The sequence below is a fragment of the Zeimonas arvi genome, from assembly GCF_008039575.1.
Classification (GTDB): domain Bacteria; phylum Pseudomonadota; class Gammaproteobacteria; order Burkholderiales; family Burkholderiaceae_E; genus Zeimonas; species Zeimonas arvi.
This window is the reverse complement of sequence record NZ_VDUY01000001.1, coordinates 322,477-342,010: the sequence shown is the minus strand read 5'-3', so window position 1 is coordinate 342,010 and position 19,534 is coordinate 322,477. Positions and strand designations below refer to the sequence as shown.

17 protein-coding genes and 2 pseudogenes are annotated in these 19,534 nt (G+C 67.9%); 2 read left to right on the top strand and 17 right to left on the bottom strand.

Annotated elements, in window-relative coordinates:
* Window positions 1-117 precede the first annotated feature (117 nt).
* From FHP08_RS01575 to FHP08_RS01550, 6 genes are all read right to left on the bottom strand, one after another.
* Window positions 118-1,179 (bottom strand): hypothetical protein, encoded by a 1,062-nt coding sequence (locus FHP08_RS01575; RefSeq protein ID WP_147702542.1) that lies wholly within the window; start codon window positions 1,177-1,179, stop codon window positions 118-120.
* Window positions 1,180-1,186: 7 nt separating this feature from the next.
* Entirely contained in the window at window positions 1,187-2,053 is an 867-nt protein-coding gene (locus FHP08_RS01570) for a ThiF family adenylyltransferase (RefSeq protein ID WP_187272120.1), read from the bottom strand.
* Window positions 2,054-2,103: 50 nt separating this feature from the next.
* Entirely contained in the window at window positions 2,104-2,877 is a 774-nt protein-coding gene (locus FHP08_RS01565) for an N-acyl amino acid synthase FeeM domain-containing protein (protein WP_147702541.1), read from the bottom strand.
* 145 nt (window positions 2,878-3,022) lie between these two features.
* Complete coding sequence (locus tag FHP08_RS01560; RefSeq protein ID WP_225878995.1) at window positions 3,023-3,793, bottom strand: N-acyl amino acid synthase FeeM domain-containing protein; 771 nt, start codon at window positions 3,791-3,793, stop codon at window positions 3,023-3,025.
* A gap of 187 nt (window positions 3,794-3,980) precedes the next feature.
* Window positions 3,981-4,826, bottom strand: a complete 846-nt coding sequence (locus FHP08_RS01555; RefSeq protein WP_147702540.1) for an N-acyl amino acid synthase FeeM domain-containing protein — start codon at window positions 4,824-4,826, stop codon at window positions 3,981-3,983.
* A gap of 201 nt (window positions 4,827-5,027) precedes the next feature.
* Complete coding sequence (locus tag FHP08_RS01550) at window positions 5,028-5,897, bottom strand: outer membrane lipoprotein-sorting protein (protein ID WP_147702539.1); 870 nt, start codon at window positions 5,895-5,897, stop codon at window positions 5,028-5,030.
* Window positions 5,898-5,931: 34 nt separating this feature from the next.
* Here FHP08_RS01550 and FHP08_RS01545 point away from each other — a divergent pair, with 34 nt between their 5' ends.
* Together FHP08_RS01545 and FHP08_RS01540 are read left to right on the top strand one after the other, a co-directional pair.
* Window positions 5,932-6,681: an ABC transporter ATP-binding protein gene (locus tag FHP08_RS01545; protein ID WP_147702538.1), complete on the top strand. Its 750-nt coding sequence runs from the start codon at window positions 5,932-5,934 to the stop codon at window positions 6,679-6,681.
* Between the two features lie 56 nt (window positions 6,682-6,737).
* Window positions 6,738-8,072, top strand: a complete 1,335-nt coding sequence (locus FHP08_RS01540) for a DUF1302 family protein (protein ID WP_147702537.1) — start codon at window positions 6,738-6,740, stop codon at window positions 8,070-8,072.
* 7 nt (window positions 8,073-8,079) lie between these two features.
* Here the strand turns inward: FHP08_RS01540 and FHP08_RS18600 are convergent, their stop codons facing one another.
* The 11 genes and pseudogenes from FHP08_RS18600 to FHP08_RS01490 form a co-directional block, all read right to left on the bottom strand.
* On the bottom strand, window positions 8,080-8,433 hold the full coding sequence (locus FHP08_RS18600) for an FKBP-type peptidyl-prolyl cis-trans isomerase (RefSeq protein WP_225879023.1): 354 nt from the start codon (window positions 8,431-8,433) through the stop codon (window positions 8,080-8,082).
* A 48-nt stretch (window positions 8,434-8,481) separates the two neighbouring features.
* A pseudogene (locus tag FHP08_RS18595) lies at window positions 8,482-8,859 on the bottom strand (DUF1499 domain-containing protein); the annotation flags it as partial.
* Between the two features lie 76 nt (window positions 8,860-8,935).
* A pseudogene (locus FHP08_RS01530) lies at window positions 8,936-9,880 on the bottom strand (NAD(P)-dependent oxidoreductase); the annotation flags it as partial.
* 33 nt (window positions 9,881-9,913) lie between these two features.
* The gene (locus FHP08_RS01525; RefSeq protein ID WP_147702535.1) at window positions 9,914-11,527 is read right to left on the bottom strand and encodes a gamma-glutamyltransferase family protein; all 1,614 of its coding nucleotides are present in this window, start codon (window positions 11,525-11,527) and stop codon (window positions 9,914-9,916) included.
* Between the two features lie 21 nt (window positions 11,528-11,548).
* Window positions 11,549-12,280, bottom strand: coding sequence for a haloacid dehalogenase type II (locus tag FHP08_RS01520; RefSeq protein WP_147702534.1), 732 nt, complete (start codon window positions 12,278-12,280; stop codon window positions 11,549-11,551).
* Between the two features lie 17 nt (window positions 12,281-12,297).
* Entirely contained in the window at window positions 12,298-13,269 is a 972-nt protein-coding gene (locus FHP08_RS01515) for a Bug family tripartite tricarboxylate transporter substrate binding protein (RefSeq protein WP_147702533.1), read from the bottom strand.
* Between the two features lie 205 nt (window positions 13,270-13,474).
* A complete protein-coding gene (locus FHP08_RS01510) occupies window positions 13,475-14,986 on the bottom strand; it encodes a tripartite tricarboxylate transporter permease (RefSeq protein ID WP_147702532.1) in 1,512 nt (503 codons plus the stop codon).
* A 16-nt stretch (window positions 14,987-15,002) separates the two neighbouring features.
* On the bottom strand, window positions 15,003-15,464 hold the full coding sequence (locus FHP08_RS01505; protein WP_147702531.1) for a tripartite tricarboxylate transporter TctB family protein: 462 nt from the start codon (window positions 15,462-15,464) through the stop codon (window positions 15,003-15,005).
* 215 nt (window positions 15,465-15,679) lie between these two features.
* Window positions 15,680-16,639 carry a Bug family tripartite tricarboxylate transporter substrate binding protein gene (locus FHP08_RS01500; protein ID WP_225879022.1) on the bottom strand — a complete coding sequence of 320 codons (960 nt, stop codon included), beginning with the start codon at window positions 16,637-16,639 and terminating at the stop codon, window positions 15,680-15,682.
* Window positions 16,640-16,774: 135 nt separating this feature from the next.
* On the bottom strand, window positions 16,775-17,401 hold the full coding sequence (locus FHP08_RS01495; protein WP_147702529.1) for a response regulator transcription factor: 627 nt from the start codon (window positions 17,399-17,401) through the stop codon (window positions 16,775-16,777).
* A complete protein-coding gene (locus FHP08_RS01490; protein ID WP_147702528.1) occupies window positions 17,398-19,410 on the bottom strand; it encodes a PAS domain-containing sensor histidine kinase in 2,013 nt (670 codons plus the stop codon). The genes FHP08_RS01495 and FHP08_RS01490 overlap by 4 nt, the downstream gene beginning before the upstream one ends.
* Window positions 19,411-19,534 lie beyond the last annotated feature (124 nt).

The following is a 19,534-nucleotide window of genomic DNA, read 5'->3' as shown; positions in this document are numbered from 1 at the left end:
ACATGCCAGATGAGCAAAGCTCTGTTTTAAAAGAGAATTTTTTGTCCGCCGGAAAGGCCAAGAATCTCAGTGTAAAGAAATTCGACAGCGCGAAGTGCCGTGCCGCGACGCACGACGTCAGTCGATGCGGAAGTGGTCGACAGGAGGGCGCCCCGCGACGACGCGAGGCGTCCTGGCCCGCCCGATTCGTAGCGCCATCACTGGAATAGCATTCGGAAGCTCGTGCTTCCAGCGGTTGGCCAAGTGCAACTGCAGGTGATGCGGAATTCCGTCGTGGGAAGCGCTTGGGAGGGCGTAGAGGGCAGCGGCGGGCAGTGGCTGCGCGACGCGTCCCATCTGTGTCAGGCCGAGCCAAGTACGCTGCAATACTCTCCCGGCGTCGAAGAGCGGCCCGTTGTCGAGCGACTTGACAGCGAGCAGGGCCAGATCCGGCGCTATCCGGCTCGGGAGTGCGGCGGCGCGAAAGCCGAGCATGCGGTGCGCGCCCAAGGCGTTCGCCGCCCGGAGGATTGGCCAGTGCCGAAGCATCCTGAAGAAGGGCCGCAACGGGGGCTCTATGCCGAGGGCTCCTGGGGGAAGACCTTCGGTGGTGCTGGATCGCCACCCCGCCTCGAAGCGGATCGACGAGAACATCTCCTGGTGCAGTAAGCGGTTCCGGAATCGTTCGGACTCCGCGCGGTGTATCAGGTCCAGGACCGAGCGTCGGCGCTGGGGCTGGTCGAGCCATTCAAGGCTGCAGTCTGGAAAGCACTCTATCGCACGATCCAGGCGCGCGCGCTCGTCGCCGGACAAGGCAGGACCTCGGAAGCGCAGACTGCGGTTCGTATGCCGCAGGGCGATTGCCGGCCAGAGTGGCGTGGAATTCCGGGCGGAATCCTGTTGTTCGAAACGGATTCGTGTGAGCAAACGCGGACTGGACGGTTCGGGCAGCAAGGACGCCGCTGCTCCAAATCCGAAGCGACCTGCGGCGGTCGCAATGTTCTCCACGACCGCGCCGAGCGAAAGCAGGTCGAGGACGAGACGGTAGCTAACTTGGCGGGGCAGCCCCTGCTCGCTCGACAGGATCGACAGTGCGTCGCCCTCGCACTTGAACCGCAAACGGTGTAGATTGTCGGCCGAAGGCGCAAGAATCGCGCTCTGCAGGACGAACTCGAGTTGCTCGTTGGTCAGTCGGCCCATCGTGCCTTCACCCGCGGCGGTGCCCGAGCCCCAGCTGCCGCATCGCAATCGCGATCGCCAGCCGATTGAGCGGATTCCGGTTGCCGCCCGGCCGCCAGGTGTGGGCCAGTTTGTTGCGATAGCCGTCGTACTGGATGCCGTGCGGCGCGGCCCAGACTTTTCCGCGGCCCAGCAGAAGCTTGAGCACTTCGATGCCGGCGACCCCGGCGCAGAGCTGGCAGGCCATCACCGTGGAGGGCCCCGCGCCGCTTTCGAGGCTCACCCGGGTCTTGTCGGCCAAGTAGTGCCGGTGCTGCAATGCCGGCGCCAGGCCGACCAGAAAGCGCACTGCCTTCTCCAGGTCGGGCCGGCCCGCGACCTGAAAATACTCCTCGAAAGTCATTTCTCCCGGCAGGAAGTTCAACAGGGCTGCGCTCATGCCCAACGGCGCCACCGTGACTGCGGGAATGCCCTTTTCGGCGCAGTAGGCGAACACGCGCTCGCGAATGTCGAAGGAGAAGAAATCCAGCCCGTCCACGTAGACGTCGACGCCGTCGAAAAAGGCGTCGAGATTCGACTCGTTGACGCCGTCCCGGAAGATCCCCAGCTCCAGCTCGGGGTTGATCTCCCGCGCTGCTTCCGCCATGACCTCCACCTTGGGGCGCCCGAGCGTGGACATGGATGCCCCCGCCTGTCGGTTGAAGTTGGCCAGCTCGAAGTTGTCCAGATCGGCGATGTTGAACCGGCCGATGCCGAGCCGGGCCAGGGTCAGAAGATGCACGCCGCCTACGCCGCCCATGCCGGCGATGGCCACGCGCTTGCTGCGCAGGACCTGCTGCTCGTCTTCGCGCAGCCAGCCGATATTGCGCGCGAAGGCGCCTTGGTAGTCGAACATTCTCTACATCGAAAAGCGGAAATCGGGGGCCCTGTGCGGGGGTCGCGGCCTCAGGGACGGGCGCGTAGCAGCCGCTCGGCGATGCCGGCTTCCTCGGCCGTGGAGAACGAGAGCGGATACAACGAGCGAATCTTTCGCGCCAGCTCTCGTTTGCCCCCATATCGAGCGATCTGCCGCTCACCGAATTCCAGCGATAGTGACAAGAGTACCGCCGGCGCGTTCACCCTGGGGCAGGTCCGTTCCGGGCCGATCTGCTGGAAATCGAGCATCCGAGTGTAGAAGTGCAGATGGCGCGGGTTCACTTCGGCAAGGACATGTGTGGCGCCGCGTTGCCGCCGCGCCAGCAAATAGGCAACGTGGAACATCATCGCGAGCAACTCGAGCGACCGGTCCGATCGATCGACCGCGAAGCGCGTGAATTCGCACAGACGGGCGCCTGTTTCGCGCAGCCTGGAGACCTCGTCGGGGTACAACTCGCATGCGCTCATCCCGGCCGGCGAGTCGAACCCGATCGTCAGGGTTGCCACCGCCGCGGCGTCATCGAGCGCGACCAGCGTGACGCAGTTCGGATCGTCAGGAAGCTGCGCGGTCGTATAGCCGCGCCACCCGTACCGCTTGTGCAGCAAATAGCTCGCCTGATTACGCCGGCCGTTGTCGTCGGCCAGCCTGATGGTGAGGCGAGAGTCGTCCTTTGCCGGGATTTCGACCAAAGGCTCAGCACCCGAATCTGCGAGCACGCGTTCGGAAGAGCCCGGGTCGCGCCGGAGCGGGCGGCCGCTGTCGCGGCTTCCGGAAAGAACGGGCGCCAGGCTGTCGTTGTCCAATGGTTTCGTTCCCTAAATACAACAATGCCGAAACCGAACGGACGTGTTTGCGGCGAAGTCAGCAGGCTATCGCACTTTTGCCGTTGACTTCAATGCTTGAATCTGCCAACGATAAGATGAACTCAGGGGCGATACTGGCCTTGCGTCAGCCTAGCTGGAAGAGCCGCGCATGGATGCCTTCCTCTTCCCGCGGGGAGAACCCCAGCGGGTACAGGGAACGGATTCGACCCGCCATCTTGCGGTGACCCCCGACCCGGGCCAGTTCTTGCTCGCAATGGGACAGGTCCAGCCTGAGCAGCACCGCAGGTGCGTCGACGCGAGGGCAGATCCTCTGCGGGCCTAGCCGCTCGAAACCCAGGGCAGACTCGTAGAAGCGCACATGGCGGGGGTTGACCTCGATGAGGAGCTCGGTGCACCGGTTTATCCGTCGCGCGTAGATGTAGGCGATGTGAAACAGCATCGCCAGGACTTCCTGCGAATGCTTGCCGGGCTCGACCGCAAGCTTCGTGAACTCGCACAGCCTCGCGCCCTGGGCGCGGAGTCCGGCCACTTCGTCGGGATAGAGCGAGTCCGCAAGAAGACCGGCGTCGCGGTCGAAGCCGACGGAAATCGTTGCCAGCGCGCGCTCGTCGTCCGAGGCGATCAGCGTGATCTGGTCCGGCGTCATACGGATCGGGCCGGCCGTGTAGCCGCGCCAGCCGTAGCGCTTGCTGACCAGGTAGCTGGCCAGGCTGCGGCGCCCTTCGTCGTTCGCGAGCCGGATGCGGAAGCGACCCGGCGTGTCCACGAACTTCCGCATTGCCGAGAAATCTTCTGCGAGCACGGATTCCGGAAGAGATGCCCGAAGGACGCCTTCATCCTCGCGCACGTTCACGATGGTGTCAGGCCAAGGATCCTCGGCAGCCTGCGCCAACATGGGCAAGGCTCCTTCGGCAGTCAACATTGACAGATCGCTCACTTCGCTAGACCTTGCGTCAAGGAACCCCTGCGCAAATCCGTCGCAGGCGGGGTGCAAGGTGAAGTTACGCAGGACGCCCGGGCAGGACACGCGGATCCGGATGGATGGGCGCTTCGGCGGCACGGATGGCCGCCGGCCCGAGCTGTCAGGCCGCCGCGCCCAGACGGCTGGCTATCCGCGCGATTTCTTCTGGGCGGAACCCCAGCGGGTAGAGCGAACGCACGCCCCGGGCGATCTCGTCGTGCCCGCCGAACCGGGCAATTTGCTGCTCCGCGTGCTCGAGCTTCAGCCCGAGCAGCACCGCCGGCGCATTCACGCGCGAGCAGACTCGTTCCGGCCCCAGCTGCGAAAAGTCGAGCATTCGCCTGTAGAAGGCGGCGTGCCTCGGGTTCACTTCGACCAGCAGGTCCGTGCCGCCGCGCAACTGCCGAGCATAGATGAACGCCACATGGAACATCATGGCGAGCAGTTGCGTGGAGTGCTCGGCGCCGTCCACCGCCAGCCGGGTGAATTCGCAAATGCGCGCGCCCTCAGCCCGCAGGCGCGCCACTTCGTCCGGGTAGAGCTCGCTGCACGCAAGGCCAGCCGGCGAATCGACGCCGACGGTCAAGGTGCCGACCAGCCGCTGACCGAGGAAAGCGATCAGGGTCACGCCCGTGGGCGACGCATCGTTGCGTGCGCTCCTCACTTCAGGGCGGGCAGTGGTTTCCGCGCCCTCGGTCCTGTAACCCCGCCAGCCATACATCTTGCTGACCAGAACACTGGCCTCGCGGCGCTGGCCGACGGTGTCGGCGACGCGGATGCTCAGCCTGGATGGGGAGACGTCCCGCAGCAGCGATGCCGTCAGCAAGGAGCGGGCGGCGAGCGACTGGCCGTCGGCGTCGTTCGCGGCGTGGCGGGGACAATTGAACTGGGGGTCGAGAGCCGGGGGGGGGTGCTTTTCCTGGCAGGTCGCCGACAGGAACGCAGAGAGGGGTGCTGCTTGATACAAGGCTCTGCTTCTTCTAAAAATGTCAAGCGAGAAGGGAACACGTTGTTGCGAAATTCCCCAGTTGCCGAAGTCTAGCCGCGATGCCTCCGCCGTCTGTGACGGGCGGCGGGATATATTCGGGCAATTCGATGGCAATTCCTGAAGAATCGGAACGTCCCCTGCTCGCGTGCGCTGGAATCCGCGTGTCGGTCCGGGCTTGCCCTACTCCAACCGCTTCATGTAGTCCTTCGTGAACATGCGATCGGGCAAGTTCCGTCGTTCGAGGTCGGAATACTCGAGTACTGACACGTCGCCGGGTTTCAGCGCGTCGGTCATCACCAGCCTGGTGGGCCGGACCTGACCGCCCAGCTCCCGGAAGTCCTCGTATACGCAGGTCTTCAGCAGCCTGCCTGAGAGTGCGTAAAACTCCGCCTTGTGTGGATGTCCGTTGTCGGCCCTCACCCAGTAGAGGACCTTCGGATAGGTCACGCCGCGCTCGGCGGCCTTCAGTTCCAGCACGTGATGATCGTGGCCGCCGATCTTCTCGGTGCGCAGGATCGTAGGCGTGTAGTCGCCCGAGAAATTGGCCCGCGCCAGGTCCCCGTTCGCCACCTGGCCGGTGAGCCGCTGCGACAGCGACAGGCGCACCGGTTGCGACACGGTGGGCATGTAGATCCAGAGCTCGCGCCCGCGCATCAGCAGGTTCTGGCCCCGTTCCACGACGGGCTCCACGGTCTGGATGATCGTGTTCTCGTTGCCCTTGGAGAGCACCCGGTACAGGCGCGGCTCCTGGGCTTCGCCGCCGGTCGTCGAGCTCACGCGGATGTCGACCTGGAATCCGCCCTTCGGAAAGCGGACTTCGTCGGCGCGGGCCACGATCTCGCGGGCGCGTTGCGTGTCGGCGTCCTCGGCAGCCGCCGGAGCCGCGCTGTCTGCGGTCTGCCCGACATCCTGCGCGCTTGGCGTCGACGGCAGCGCGAGCGCCGCGGCCAGCAGCAGCGCAACGCAGGCTCGGTGGCGAACGGGCAGGCGGCGAGGCGCGAAGGGCCCGACGGGAACGAACAGTCGGAGGGGAACGAAGGGTCTGGCCATGGCGGCACCCGGTTCTGATCGGTTACATTCAGGCATGGCTCTCGTCATGCTCGAAAACGTCTCGAGGCAATACCGGCTCGGCGGTCAGACGGTGCACGCGCTGCGCGACGTCAGCCTGCGCATCGACGAGGGCGTGTTTCTCGCGATTGCCGGCCCCTCTGGAAGCGGCAAGTCTACCTTGCTGAACCTGATCGGCTGCATCGATACCGCGGACTCGGGTCGCATCGTCATCGACGGCCGGGACGTCAGCGGCCGGACGCCAGACCAGCTCGCCGACTATCGCGCGCGCACGGTCGGCTTCATCTTCCAGACCTTCAACCTGTTCCCGGTGTTGACTGCCTGGGAGAACGTCGAGTATCCGTTGCTGCAGTTTCCCGAGCTGGGAAAGAAGGAGCGGCGGGAGCGCGTCGCCCGCTTCCTGGACCTGGTGGGGCTCTCGAAGTTCGCCGGCCACCGCCCCAACCAGCTGTCGGGCGGCCAGCGCCAGCGGGTGGCGATCGCGCGAGCGCTCGCGGTCAAGCCGCGCATCGTGCTGGCCGACGAACCGACCGCGAATCTCGATCATCAGACCGGCGGCGAGATCCTTCGACTGATGAAGGCCATCAACCAGAAGTACCGGACCACCTTCGTGTTCTCTACGCACGACGAGAGCGTGATGGCGGCCGCCGATCGCCTGGTTCGCATCGAGGACGGCCGCATCATCGGGCTGGGCGTCAGGCAGCAATCCCGCTGGGTGATGGTCAAGGCCGATGCAGACGCATCCATGGAAGCCCTGGAACGATGATTCCCGAACGCACTCCGAGGACTGCCCGCGGCGCGATACTCATGCTGGCATGGGCGATGGCTACCGCGATCCCGTCGGCCTTCGTCTTACCATCCGTACAGGCGCAGACCGCAACGAAAACCGGCGTCTCGACCGCGAGCCCGGCCGGCCTCGGCTTCAAGCCTGCCGAGCCCACCCGCTGGAACGGCTGGTTGCAGGTCGACGCAGCCTATGGCTGGCAGTCTCCCGGTCATTTCCAGAACCTGCGCACCATGGCCGAACTCGCGGGCCGTGGCGCCTGGGAGAACGGCGCCAAATGGAAGCTCTCCGCGCAGGCGAGCCTCGATGCCGCCTACGGCATCTCGGACCACTACCTGCCCGGCGTGCGCCGCGACCAGCGGGCCGAACTGCGCCTGCGCGAGGCTTACGTGGACTTCGGCGCCGGCAGCTGGGAGTTCCGGCTGGGCAAGCAGAACATCGTGTGGGGCGAGATGGTCGGGCTCTTCTTCGCCGACGTGGTGTCGGCAAAGGACCTGCGCAGTTTCGTGTTGCCCGAGTTCGAGCAGATCCGGATTCCTCAATGGGCGGCGCGCGCCGAGTGGTTCGGCGACGACACGCACCTGGAGCTTGTCTGGCTGCCGGCCCCCGAGGTGGATCGCATCGGAGAGCCCGGTGCCGAGTTCTTTCCATGGCCGCCGCAGTACCAGGGTTACGGCTACAGCATCCTGGGCGATGAGCGGCCGTCGCGCCGACTGTCGAACTCGGGCATCGGCGCGCGGGTGTCCACCCTGGTCAGCGGCTGGGACCTGACCGCGTTCGTCTATCGGGCGCCCGACACCCAGGCGGCCTTCAATCGCTCGCTGGTGCCCGGCGCCACGCCGGCCGATCCGCAGTCCGTGGTCTACCAGGCCCGCTACGACAAGGTCACGCGGATCGGTGGCACGGTGTCCAAGGATTTCGACGGCATCGTGGCCAAGGCCGAGATCGTCCACACCAGCGGCCGCAAGTTCGGGCTGCTCCCGCTCGATGCCGGCAGCGGGCTGGCCGAGCTCGACACGATCGACTGGGCGGCCAGCCTGGACTTCACGCCCGCCGACGACTGGCGCGTCAACGCGCAGTTCTACCAGCGGGCCTTCCTCGACCACGATGCGGCCACGGGGACGGATCGACGCGAGAACGGCATGAGCCTCCTGGTCGCGCATGCCCTCACCGGTCGGCTCGATGCCGAGTTCCTCGGCATCACCAGTCTGAATCGCAGCGATCGCCTGCTGCGCGCGATGCTCACCTGGAAGCCTGACGCGAATCGCCGGATCCGGGCTGGCGTGGACGTCTTCGCCGGCAACCCGCTGGGGCTGTTCGGCCGCTTCGACAACAGCGACCGACTGTGGGCCGAGTATCGGTACAGCTTCTGACCCGCCCTCAGACCCCCAGCAGCTCCACCTCGAACAACAAGGTGGCGTTCGGCGGAATCACCCCGCCCGCGCCGCGCGCGCCATAGCCCAGGTCGGCCGGGATCACCAGCATCCGGGTGCCGCCCACCTTCATGCCCTGCACGCCTTCGTCCCAGCCGCGGATCACATGGCCGGCGCCCAGCGGGAACACGAAGGGCTGACCGCGGTCCTTGCTGGAGTCGAACTTGGCGCCAGCCTGGCCGTTCTCGTAGAGCCAGCCGGTGTAGTGGACGCTGACGCGGTCGCCGGCGCGGGCCTCATCGCCGCTGCCGACCACGGTGTCGTTGAACTGCAGGCCGGAGGGGGTGGTGGTGTAGCTCATCGTGTCGATTCCTTGTGGTTTGCTGAGTTCGGATTGGAGCCTTGCGCGAATCGTCTCGATCCGGGCGCGATTCACGCCGAAGTCCTTGCGGCCGAGCCGGGAGGCCGATCGTACATGGATGACGCCTGCTCCCTCGTCGAGCAAGAATTCGACGTCGTCCACGAAGCGCAGCCAGCGGCTGGTGTACTCGGCGTACAGGTAGCCGGGCCGGCGCTCGACGATGGCCGCGGCCGGATCGGCAGTCACGAGCGCTTCGAGCCGGGCGAAGGCCGCACGCGGTGCCGGCCCCGCGGCCAACGGCGCGATCCGGTGGTAGTCACTGCTGGCGAAGCTGCTGACCGAGTTCCAGAGTTGCTCGCGCACCGGCGCCAGCCGGCCGTCGACAGGGCCGAGGCCGGCGGGGCGCTTTCCGGAGAGCAGGCCCATCCGGGTGGCGAGAACCGAGGCGGCGGCCAGGAGCGCGAGCGAGGCGAGGAGACGACGACGGCGCATCGGCCCTCGGTCACTTCGCCTTGCGCAGCCGCTTGATCAGGCTGGAGGTGTCCCAGCGGCCGCCGCCCATGCGCTGCACGTCGCCGTAGAACTGGTCGATCAGGGCGGTGGCCGGCAGCGGCGCGCCGTTGCGCTTGGCTTCGTCCAGGCACATGCCGAGGTCCTTGCGCATCCAGTCCACCGCGAAGCCGAAGTCGAACTTGTCGTCGACCATCGTGCTGCCGCGGTTGTCCATCTGCCAGGAGCCGGCCGCGCCCTTGTTGATCACGTCCAGCACCAGCTTCATGTCCAGGCCGGCGGCCAGGCCGAAGTTGATGCCCTCGGACAGGCCTTGCACCAGGCCGGCGATGCAGATCTGGTTGACCATCTTGGCCAGTTGCCCGGCGCCCGGCGCGCCCACCAGCGTGAACGCGCGCGAGTAGGCCACGCCCACCGGCTTGACCCGGGCGAAGTCCGCCTGCTCGCCGCCGCACATGACGGTGAGCATGCCGTTGACCGCGCCGGCCTGGCCGCCGGACACTGGCGCGTCCACGAAGGCCAGACTCTTGTGCCTGGCGGTCTCGAACAGTTCGCGCGCCACTTCGGCCGAGGCAGTGGTGTGATCCACGAACACCGCGCCCGCCTTCATGCCGGCGAAGGCGCCGTGCTCGCCCAGCACCACCGAGCGCAGGTCGTCGTCGTTGCCCACGCAGCAGAACACGATGTCGGCGCCGTGCGCCGCCTGCCGCGGCGTGGGGGCCGACTTGCCGCCGTACTCGGCGGCCCACTGGTCGGCCTTGGCCGAGGTGCGGTTATAGACGGTCACGTCGTGGCCAGCCCTCTTCAGGTGGCCGGCCATCGGGTAGCCCATCACGCCCAGCCCCAGGAAGGCGACCTTGTGCGGGGTGACCGGGTCGTAGCTGCGTTCGCTCATCTTCTTTTCTCCTCTGTCGCGGGTCGCTGCGCGCGCCGCTGCAGGACGGCGCGCCGTATTGGGTCCGGCGGGCGATCAGTAACCCACCGCCGAGCCGTCGCGCCGGCTGTCGCTGGCCGCCACGTAGCCGTCTTCCATGTCGTCGGTCAGGCGCCAGATGAACTGGCCCGAGCCGAAGTCCATGTACGGGTCGTTGATCTTCTTGACCGAGTGGCCGCGCGCCTGCAGCGCCTCGACGACCTCGGGCTCCATCGTGTCCTCGACGTCGACGGTGAGCCCGGTGTGGACCTTCCAGCGCGGCGCGTCGCAGGCGGCCTGCGGATGCTGCTTCGCGTCGAGCATGCGCGACAGCGTCTGCATGTGGCCCTGCGGCTGCATGTTGCCGCCCATCACGCCGTAGCTCATCTGCGGCTTGCCGTCCTTCATCAGGAAGGCGGGGATGATGGTCTGGAAGGGCCGCTTGCCGGGCGCCACGCAGTTCGGATGCCTGGGGTCGAGCACGAAACCGTGGCCACGGTTCTGCAGCGACACGCCGATCTCGGGCACCACCACGCCGGAGCCGAAGCCCATGTAGTTGGACTGGATGAACGAGATCATCATCCCGCTCTCGTCGGCGGCGCTCAGGTAGATCGTGCCGCCCGACGGCGGCATGCCGTGCTTGAAGTCGGTGGCGCGCTCGCGCGAGATCAGCGAGGCGCGGTGCTTCAGGTAGCCGTCGTCGAGCAGGTGTTCGGGCGTGACTTCGGTCATGTGGCGGATGTCGGCCACCCAGCGGTACACGTCGGCGAAGGCCAGCTTCATCGCCTCGATCTGCAGGTGCCGGCATTCGGCCGAGTCCGGGTCCATGTTCGGCAGGTCGAAGTGCGACAGCATGCCCAGCGCCATCAGCGCGGCGATGCCCTGGCCGTTGGGCGGGATCTCGTGCAGCGTGTAGCCGCGGTAGTCCTTGGCGATGGTGCCGCACCAGTCGGGCGCGTAGCCGCGGAGGTCGGCCAGCGTCATCGCGCCGCCGTGCTGGTTCGACCAGGCCACCAGCTTCTCGGCGGTCTCGCCCTCGTAGTAGTCGCGGCCCTTGCTCTCGGCGATGCGCCGCAGCGTGGCGGCCGCGCCCTTGAGCACGAAGCGCTCGCCGATCGCCGGCGCGCGCCCGTTCGGCATGAAGACCTCGGCGAAGCCCGGCTGGTCCTTCAGGATCGGCACCTGGGCGGCCCACTTGCGCTGGACGATGGGCGTCATGCCGTAGCCGCGCTCGGCCAGCTCGATCGCCGGCTGCATCAGGTCGGCGAAGGGCAGCTTGCCGAACTTCTCGTGCAGCGCAACCCAGCCGGCGATCACGCCGGGAATGGTGACGGTGTCCCAGCCGCGGGCCGGCATCTTCTCGCCGTGCTTGCGCTTGAAGTAGTCGAGGTCCCAGGCCGCCGGCGCGGTGCCCGAGGCGTTCAGGCCGTGCAGCTCGCGGCCGTCCCAGACGATCGCGAAGGCGTCGCTGCCCAGGCCGCAGGAGACCGGCTCGACGATGGTGATCGCGGCCGCGGCGGCGATCGCCGCGTCGACCGCATTGCCGCCGGCCAGCAGCATCCGGAGACCGGCCTGCGCGGCCAGCGGCTGCGAGGTCGACACCACGTTGCGGGCGAACACCGGGGTGCGGACGGTGGGATAGTTCTTGGCCCAGTTGAAGGGATAGGTCATCGTCGGGGGTCCTATGAATGCTCAGCAGCCGAGCTGCCGGGCGAGATCCAGGAAATCGGTGGCGTGCCAGTCGTTGGCCGGGTCCGGGCTCACGTCCTTGGGCAGCGTGGGGCCGAACTCGAAGCGGCGCTCCACGTAGGCCGCGCGGCAGCCGCAGGCGCGCGCCGCGGCCAGGTCATCCTGGTGCGCCGCCACCAGCATCATCTCGGCGGGCGCCACATCGAAGACTTCGCACACGCCCAGGTAGGCCTCGGGGTCGGGCTTGTAGTGCCGGAACACTTCGGCCGACAGGATCAGGTCCCAGGGCAGGCCGGCGCGCTTGGCCATGTCGGCGAGCAGGCCGAGATTGCCGTTGGACAGCGTGCAGAGGGTGAACTTCGACTTCAGCCGGCGCAGGCCCTCGACCGCGTCGGGCCAGGGATCGAGCCGGTGCCAGACGAGGTTCAGGTGCCGGCGCATGGCCTCGTCCATGTCCTCGAGGCCGAACTTCACCAGGATGTCGTCGAGGATCATCCGGTGCAGGTCGTCGATCTTCGTCCAGCCCAGCTCGCCGCCGCGCACCCGCGCCATCGCCGGCCGGTAGCCGGCTCGCCACGCGATCGCGAACTGGCCGGGGTCCACCGGCAGGCGCAGCGCCGACACTTCGCGCACGATCGAGCCGTGCCAGTCGACCACCGTGCCGAACACGTCGAAGGCCAGGACCTTGGGCAGGGCCGGCGCCGAGGCCGGCCGCGACGTATCGGTTTCGCTCATCATCGCCGCCATGCGCTTCAATCGAGCTTGATGTTGGCCCGCTTGATCACCGCCTGCCAGTTCTCGCTCTCGGTGCGATAGAGCTTGGCGAACTGCTCCGGCGAGCCGGTGGCCGGCTCGGCGCCCACCCGGTCGAAGCGCTCGACCACGTCGGGCTGCCTGACGATCGTGTTCAGCTCGCGGTTCAGGCGCTGCACCACGTCGGCCGGCGTGCCGGCCGGCGCGAACACGCCGAACCAGTTCGAGATCTCCATGCCGGTCACGCCGATCTCCTTGAAGGTGGGCACGTCGGGCAGGGACTTGGAACGCACCGCGCCGCTGACCGCGAGCGGCTTGATCCGGCCGTCCTGGATGTGGCTCTGCGCCGAGACGATGCTGTCCATCAGGAAGGTGATCTGCCCCGAGACCAGGTCGGGAATCACCAGGCCGGTGCCGCGGTAGGGAATGTGGACGACGAACAGGTTGCCCGCCCGCCACTTGAACATCTCGGCCGCCAGGTGCGGATAGGTGCCGATGCCGCTCGAGCCGAAGTTGTACTTGCCGGGATTCTTCTTCAGCAGGTCGATCAGCTCGGTGGCCGACTTGACCGGCGAGCTGCCGCCCACCACCAGCACGCTCGGGGCGCTGGCCACGTGGGCCACCGGCGCGAAGTCCTTGAACGGGTCGTAGGGGATCTTCGGGTTGATCAGCGGGCCGATCGAGTGGGTGGAGCTGGTGGCCATCAGGATCGTGTAGCCGTCGGGCGCGGCCTTCGCGACCTGATCCGCGCCGATCGTGCCGCCGGCGCCCGGCCGGTTCTCGACCACCACGTTCTGGCCCAGCGCGGCCGACAGCTTCTGCGCGATCGTGCGGCCCACGATGTCGGTGGCGCCGCCGGCAGGGAAGGGGATCACCAGCTTGATCGGGCGCGAGGGCCAGGACTGCGCGGAGGCGGGGGCTGTGGCAACGGCCATCATGGCGGCCGCGACGAGGGCGAGAAGCTTCTTCATGATCGAAGTGCCAGAGAAAGGATGAGCGGGCCGGAATGCCCGGCCCGGGTTTCGGGCCGCCCGCGCGGAGACTGTCGCCGGGCAGGAACCAGACCGGCGAGGATAGCAAAACCCGGGTCGGAGAAAGGAAAGGGCCCCGAGCGGGGCCCTTCAGCGGAAAGGGCCCCTCTCGGGGCCCTTCGGGAGCGCGAAAGCCGAAGCCCCGTCAGTCCTGTTCCTCGGCGAAGGCCTCCTCGCGCTTCTTCGCGATGGCCGGCAGGAACACGATCACCAGCAGCACCGCGGCGATGATCAGCAGCGTGAGCGACAGCGGCCGGGTCACGAAGATCGACCAGTCGCCGCGCGAGATGGTCATCGCGCGCCGCAGGTACTCCTCCATGAGCTGGCCCAGCACCAGGCCGAGCAGCAGCGGCGCCGGCTCGCAGCCGAACTTGCGGAACAGGTAGCCGAGGATCGCGAAGGGGATCGTCATGAACACGTCGAAGACGTTGTTGTTGACAGAGTAGACGCCCACGCAGCAGAACAGCAGGATCGCCGGGTACAGGATCCGGTAGGGCACGGTGAGCAGGCGGATCCAGATGCCGATCAGCGGCAGGTTCAGGATGACCAGCATCGCGTTGCCGATCCACATCGAGGCGATCAGGCCCCAGAACAGCGTGGGGTTGCTGGTCATGACCTGCGGCCCCGGCTGGATGTTGTGGATCATCATGCCCGCCACCATCAGCGCCATGACCGCGTTGGTCGGGATGCCCAGCGTGAGCATCGGGATGAACGAGGTCTGGGCGCCGGCGTTGTTCGCGGCCTCGGGGCCGGCCACGCCTTCGATCATGCCGGTGCCGAATTTCTCCGGCGTCTTCGACATCTTCTTCTCGATGGCGTAGGAGGTGAACGAGGACAGCACGGCGCCCCCGCCCGGCAGCACGCCCAGGAAGGAGCCGAGCGCGGTGCCCCGGATGATCGGCGCGATCGATCGCTTGAACTCTTCCCAGCTCGGCAGCAGGCGCCCGACCTTCTTGGTGAACACCTCGCGGTTCTCGCGCTGCTCCAGGTTGGCGATGATCTCGCCGAAGCCGAAGATGCCCATGGCCACCGCGGTGAAGCTCAGGCCGTCGGTCAGTTCCGGGATGTCGAAGGAAAAGCGGGCCACGCCCGAGTTCACGTCGGTGCCCACCATGCCGAGCAGCAGGCCGAACACGACCATGGCCAGCGCCTTGATGATCGAACCGTGCGCCAGCACCACCGCCGCGATCAGGCCCATGACCATGAGCGAGAAGTACTCGGCCGGGCCGAACTTGAAGGCGATCTCGGCCATCGGCGGCGCGAAGGCCGCGATCATGATCGTGGCGACCGAGCCAGCGAAGAAGGAGCCGATCGCCGCGATGGCCAGCGCCGGGCCGGGACGCCCGTTGCGGGCCATCTGATAGCCGTCGAGGGTGGTCACCACCGACGAGGTCTCGCCCGGAAGGTTGACCAGGATGGCCGTGGTCGAGCCGCCGTACTGCGCGCCGTAGTAGATGCCGGCGAGCATGATCAGCGCGGTCGTCGGGTCGGTCATCTTGTAGGTGATCGGCAGCAGCATCGCGATGGTCGCGAGCGGGCCGAGGCCGGGCAGCACGCCGATCAGCGTGCCGAGCAGCACCCCCACGAAGCAGTAGAAGAGATTGTCGAAGCTCAGCGCCGTGGCGAAGCCCAGACCGAGATTGGCAAGGATTTCCATGTGCAAGGCCTCGGCTTCAGTTGGTCAGGAACGTCGGCCAGACCGGGAATTGCAGTTCCAGTCCCTTGACGAACACGAGTTCGGACATGATCAGCAGCACGACGATGGACAGGATCGTTCCTTTCCAGGTGAACTCGTGGCTGGCGATGGACGCGACCAGGATCAGCAGCACGATCGCGATCACCATGCCCAGGGTGGACAGCGTGGCGCCGAACAGGGCCACCGAGCCGAGGATCAGCAGGATCTCGCGCCAGCCCGTCCGGGCGAGCGTGGATTTCGGATGCGAGGCGGCAAAGGAGCGCCAGCCGATGATCAGGCCCAGCAGCGCCAGCAGGATGCCGAGGAGCAGCGGGAAGTAACCGGGACCCATCCGGGCGGCGGTGCCCACCTCGTAGGAGGTGGAGAAGAAGGCGAACAGCACGCCGATGAGGGTGAACATCACCCCGGCCCAGAAATCCTGCTGGTTCCTCAAACGCATGAAACTCCCCCTGTTGTTCGAAATGCCTGCGGGCGAAGGCCTGGCGCGCCTTTTGTCTGCCGCCCTCTGGCCGCTCTTTCTGGCCGCCCTGCGCGCGGCCCCGGCGGCTTCTCGCCGCCGCGGCAACTCGCGATCTTAATCCGCGGTTCCGGGACCGGCCATGCGGGAAATCCACAATGCCCGCAAGGGCCGGACCGCCCTCCGCCGGTCTTCCGTCAGTCGACCCGCGCCCCCGATGCCTTGACCACTTTCTCGTACTTGGCCTGCTCCGTGCGCACGAAGGCCGCGAAGTCCGCCGGGCTCAACGGCGACGGCTCGGCGCCCAGCTTGGCCAGCAGCTCGCGTATCGCGGGCGAGGCCAGGGCCTTGCCGAACTCGGCGTTCAGGCGGTCGACGATCGCCGGCGGCGTGCCGGCCGGTGCGAACACGCCGAACCAGGTGCTGATGTCGAAGCCGGGCAGCCCGCTCTCTGCCACCGTCGGCAGCTCGGGGAAGAAGCCCGAGCGCTGCGAGGTGGTCACCGCGAAGGCCTTCAGCTTGCCGGCGCGGATCTGCGGGGCGGCCGAGGCGAGGTTGTCGAACATCAGGTCGGTCTGCGCGCCCAGCAGGCCCAGCTGGGCCGGCGCCGCGCCCTTGTAGGGGATGTGGACCATGCTGACCTTCGCCTGCGCCTTGAACAGCTCGCCCGCCAGGTGGCCCGCGCTGCCGTTGCCGCCCGAAGCGTAGTTCAGCTTGCCGGGGTGGCTGCGCGCGTAGGCGACCAGGTCCTCGACCGAGCCGATGCCCAGCTCCTTCGCGGTCTCGGGGTTCATCACCAGCACGTTGGGTACCGTGGCCACGCGGGTGACCGGCGCGAAATCGCGGTTCGCGTCGTAGGGCATCTTCGCGTACAGGTACGGGTTGATCGCATGGGTGGCCACCGCGCCCATCACGATCGAATAGCCGTCGGGCGCCGACTTGGCCACGTTGTCGGCCCCCAGGTTGCCGCCCGCCCCCGGCCGATTCTCGACGACCACCGTCTGGCCGAGCGGATCGCGAAGCGATTCGGCGAGCGCGCGGGCGACCGAGTCCAGCGGTCCGCCCGGCGGGTAGGGCACCACGAAGCGGATGGGCTTGGAAGGCCAGGCCTGCGCCGCGGCGGGCGCGATCGTGAACGGGATGGCGCTCGCCAGCATCAGCGCGCCGGCGGCCAGCACGCGGGTCGCTGAACGGCGGGCGAGTGCGCTCGCAGGCCGCGAAGCGCGGGCGATCCTGTCTTTCATGGCTCGGTCCTCGGTCGGTTGTCGGTTGCGCGGATGATAACCGCGCGCTCAGCCTTCGCCCGGCGCGAGCAGGCGGGCGAGCTCCACCGCGCTGCGCACTTCCATCTTGGCGAAGACGTTCGATCGGTGCACTTCCACCGTGCGCATGCTGATGCCTAGGTCCTGCGCGATCAGCTTGTTGGAGCGGCCTTCGAGCACCCGGTCCATGACCTCGCGCTCGCGGGCGCTGAGCCGCGCAAGGCGGGACTCCACGCTGGCCGCGCCGCGGGCGGCGGCGATGCGCCGGGCGGATTCGCCGAGCGCCTCGATCAGCCGATCGGCCAGCCGGTTGTCGCTGAACGGCTTTTCGAAGAAGTCGAAGGCGCCGCGCTTGACCGCGTCGACCGCCATCCGGATGTCGCCGTGTCCGCTCAGGAACACGACCGGTGCCGCGAGCCCCGGGCGCTCGCGCTGCAGAAGGTCGAAGAGCTCGAGCCCGGACATGCCGCGCATCCGGACGTCGAGCAGCAGGCAGGCGGGCTGCTCCGGCCAGCCCGGGTTGTCCCGCAGCTGCCGGAGGAAGGCCTCGGCGGAGTCGTGGCGCTTCACCGCGAGCCCTCGCGACGCCAGCAGGAAGGCGAGCGCGTCGGCCAGCGCGTCGTCGTCCTCGACGACGAACACGGTGCCGGCGCTCACGAGCGGGCCTCCGCGGCGGGCAGCTCGAAGCGGAACACCGCCCCGCCGCCTTCCCGGGGCAGGTAGCGCAGCCTGCCGCCGTGGGCCTCGATCACCGAGCGGCACAGGCTCAGGCCGATGCCCAGGCCCTCGGGCTTGGTCGTCACGAAGGCGCTGAAGAGCTGCGGCGCGACCTCGGGCGCCACGCCTGCGCCGCGGTCGCGCACCTCGACCGCCACGGCGCCACCGCCCGGTGGCTCTCGTCGCGCTTCGACCTCGAGCACGCGCCGATCCGCCTTCGACTGCTCCATCGCCTCGATGGCGTTTCGGGTCAGGTTCAGCATGACCTGCTCGAGCATCGTGCGGTCGCCGAGCACGATCGTGTCGGGGTCGGCGCGCCAGTTCAGTGTGCAGGCCGATCGCCGCGCCTGGAGCTGGATCAGCGGCTCGATCGAGGCCAGCAGCGCGTCGAAGCGGATCGGCGCGCGATCGACGTGCCGCCGTCGCATGAAGGCCTGGACGCTGCGGATGACCTGGCCGGCCCGCTCGGATTGGTCGCGGATCCGTGACAGCGCGGTGCGCAATGCGCCGACGCTGCCGCCGTCCCCGGCGCGCGTCGGTTGCGCGGGATCCTCGGATTCGCCAGGCCTGCCGGCTGCCAGCAGGTTCTCGCCGGCGGTGGCGTAGCTCGCGATCGCGGCGAGCGGCTGGTTGAGCTCGTGCGACAGCGCGGAGGCCACCTCGCCGAGCAGGGCCATCCGCGCGTTCACCTGCAGTTTTTCCTGCTGGACGCGGGCGAGCGTCTCGACCCGACGCTGCTCGCTGACGTCCAGGATCGAGCCCATCCAGCCGGTCTGCCGCCCGCGCTCGTCGATCAGCGGCGCCTCGAAGATCAGCACCGGGAAGCGCTCGCCGTCGCGTCGCACGAACTCGGTCTCGTAGCCCAGGCGCATCGCGTCGGAGCCGCGCATCCGGTCGAGCCGCGGCCGGCCGTCCTGCACCAGATCGGGCAGCCAGTAAGGCATGGGCGGGGCCCGGCCCACCAGTTCCTCGGCGGTGTAACCGGTCATCCGGCAGAAAGCCGGGTTGACGTAGGTGATCCGGCCGTCGAGGTCGCGGGCGCGCAGGCCGGTGAACAGCGAGTCCTCCATCGCCTTGCGGAAGGCGTGCTGGTCGCGCAACTCGCGCTCGGCGCGGGCGCGCAGCCGGCTGTCGCGCCACAGCAGCGCGCCGCTGGCCAGCAGGCCCAGCGTGACCGCGATCAGCAGCGCGGTCAGCAGGTTGGGGATCAGCTTGGGGGAGCCCTGCGCGCTGTTGGTGCGCAGCTGCAGCGACATCCCCGGCAGCTCCAGCGGCACCGACGCGGTGTAGATGCCGGCGCCGTGAAGGCGCACGGACGAGCGGGCGACGAAGGTGCCGTCGGTCTCGGTGAGGTAGACCTGGTGGGAGCGCAGCAGCGAGGCCGGCAGCGTGCCGTCGATCAGCAGCGGCATCGAGTACACGGCGACCAGCGCCTCGTTCGCGCTGCCTTCGACCGGGACCGCCAGCTCGGTGACCTCGAAGCCGCTGCTGTCGCCGAAACTCACGTAGTAGGGGCGCGAGTACAGCGGGCGGTCGAACTCGATCGCCGAGCGCAGCGCCAGCATCGCCTCGAAGCCCAGCTTGCCGCGCAGCGATGAGTCCAGCTTCGGGCGGGGCGCGGGCGCCCCCGCGCCGTGCAGCAGCGCGCCGGAGTCGTCACGCCACTCGACGCGCAGCAGCGCGTTTTCCTCGGCGAGCAGTTCGTGCGCCATCCGCGCGAAGTGCTGGGCCGCATCGCTTCGCTGCAGCTCGGCGGCCAGCAGGCCCAGGCGGCGTTCGGTGTCGGCCATGCGCGCCCGGATGGCGGCGACCGCGTCCTCGGTGGCGCGCAGCACCGCCTCTTGCCGCTCGCTGCGCTCGTAGCGGATCGAGAGCATCACTGCGGCAGCCAGCACGGCGCCGACCATCAGCGCGGCCAGCGCAGCGAGGATTCGGGTGCGCCTGTCCATGCCCGGGAGGGGCCTCAAGCGCGCAACGCGCTGCAGTCGTTGGAGCAGACGGGGCTGGAATCGAACATTTGTCAGCAATGGCGAGGGCGCAATTACGGAAAGTTACAGGATTCTTGATTTCGAC

What these genes read in the sequence shown, in the direction of transcription:
- FHP08_RS01575 (WP_147702542.1), bottom strand. Translation starts at nt 1,179, where the DNA reads ATGGGCCGACTGACCAACGAGCAACTCGAGTTCGTCCTGCAGAGCGCG.
- FHP08_RS01570 (WP_187272120.1), bottom strand. Translation starts at nt 2,053, where the DNA reads ATGTTCGACTACCAAGGCGCCTTCGCGCGCAATATCGGCTGGCTGCGC.
- FHP08_RS01560 (WP_225878995.1), bottom strand. Translation starts at nt 3,793, where the DNA reads ATGTTGGCGCAGGCTGCCGAGGATCCTTGGCCTGACACCATCGTGAAC.
- FHP08_RS01550 (WP_147702539.1), bottom strand. Translation starts at nt 5,897, where the DNA reads ATGGCCAGACCCTTCGTTCCCCTCCGACTGTTCGTTCCCGTCGGGCCC.
- FHP08_RS01545 (WP_147702538.1), top strand. Translation starts at nt 5,932, where the DNA reads ATGGCTCTCGTCATGCTCGAAAACGTCTCGAGGCAATACCGGCTCGGC.
- FHP08_RS01540 (WP_147702537.1), top strand. Translation starts at nt 6,738, where the DNA reads ATGGCTACCGCGATCCCGTCGGCCTTCGTCTTACCATCCGTACAGGCG.
- FHP08_RS18600 (WP_225879023.1), bottom strand. Translation starts at nt 8,433, where the DNA reads ATGAGCTACACCACCACCCCCTCCGGCCTGCAGTTCAACGACACCGTG.
- FHP08_RS01525 (WP_147702535.1), bottom strand. Translation starts at nt 11,527, where the DNA reads ATGACCTATCCCTTCAACTGGGCCAAGAACTATCCCACCGTCCGCACC.
- FHP08_RS01520 (WP_147702534.1), bottom strand. Translation starts at nt 12,280, where the DNA reads ATGAGCGAAACCGATACGTCGCGGCCGGCCTCGGCGCCGGCCCTGCCC.
- FHP08_RS01515 (WP_147702533.1), bottom strand. Translation starts at nt 13,269, where the DNA reads ATGAAGAAGCTTCTCGCCCTCGTCGCGGCCGCCATGATGGCCGTTGCC.
- FHP08_RS01510 (WP_147702532.1), bottom strand. Translation starts at nt 14,986, where the DNA reads ATGGAAATCCTTGCCAATCTCGGTCTGGGCTTCGCCACGGCGCTGAGC.
- FHP08_RS01505 (WP_147702531.1), bottom strand. Translation starts at nt 15,464, where the DNA reads ATGCGTTTGAGGAACCAGCAGGATTTCTGGGCCGGGGTGATGTTCACC.
- FHP08_RS01500 (WP_225879022.1), bottom strand. Translation starts at nt 16,639, where the DNA reads ATGCTGGCGAGCGCCATCCCGTTCACGATCGCGCCCGCCGCGGCGCAG.
- FHP08_RS01490 (WP_147702528.1), bottom strand. Translation starts at nt 19,410, where the DNA reads ATGGACAGGCGCACCCGAATCCTCGCTGCGCTGGCCGCGCTGATGGTC.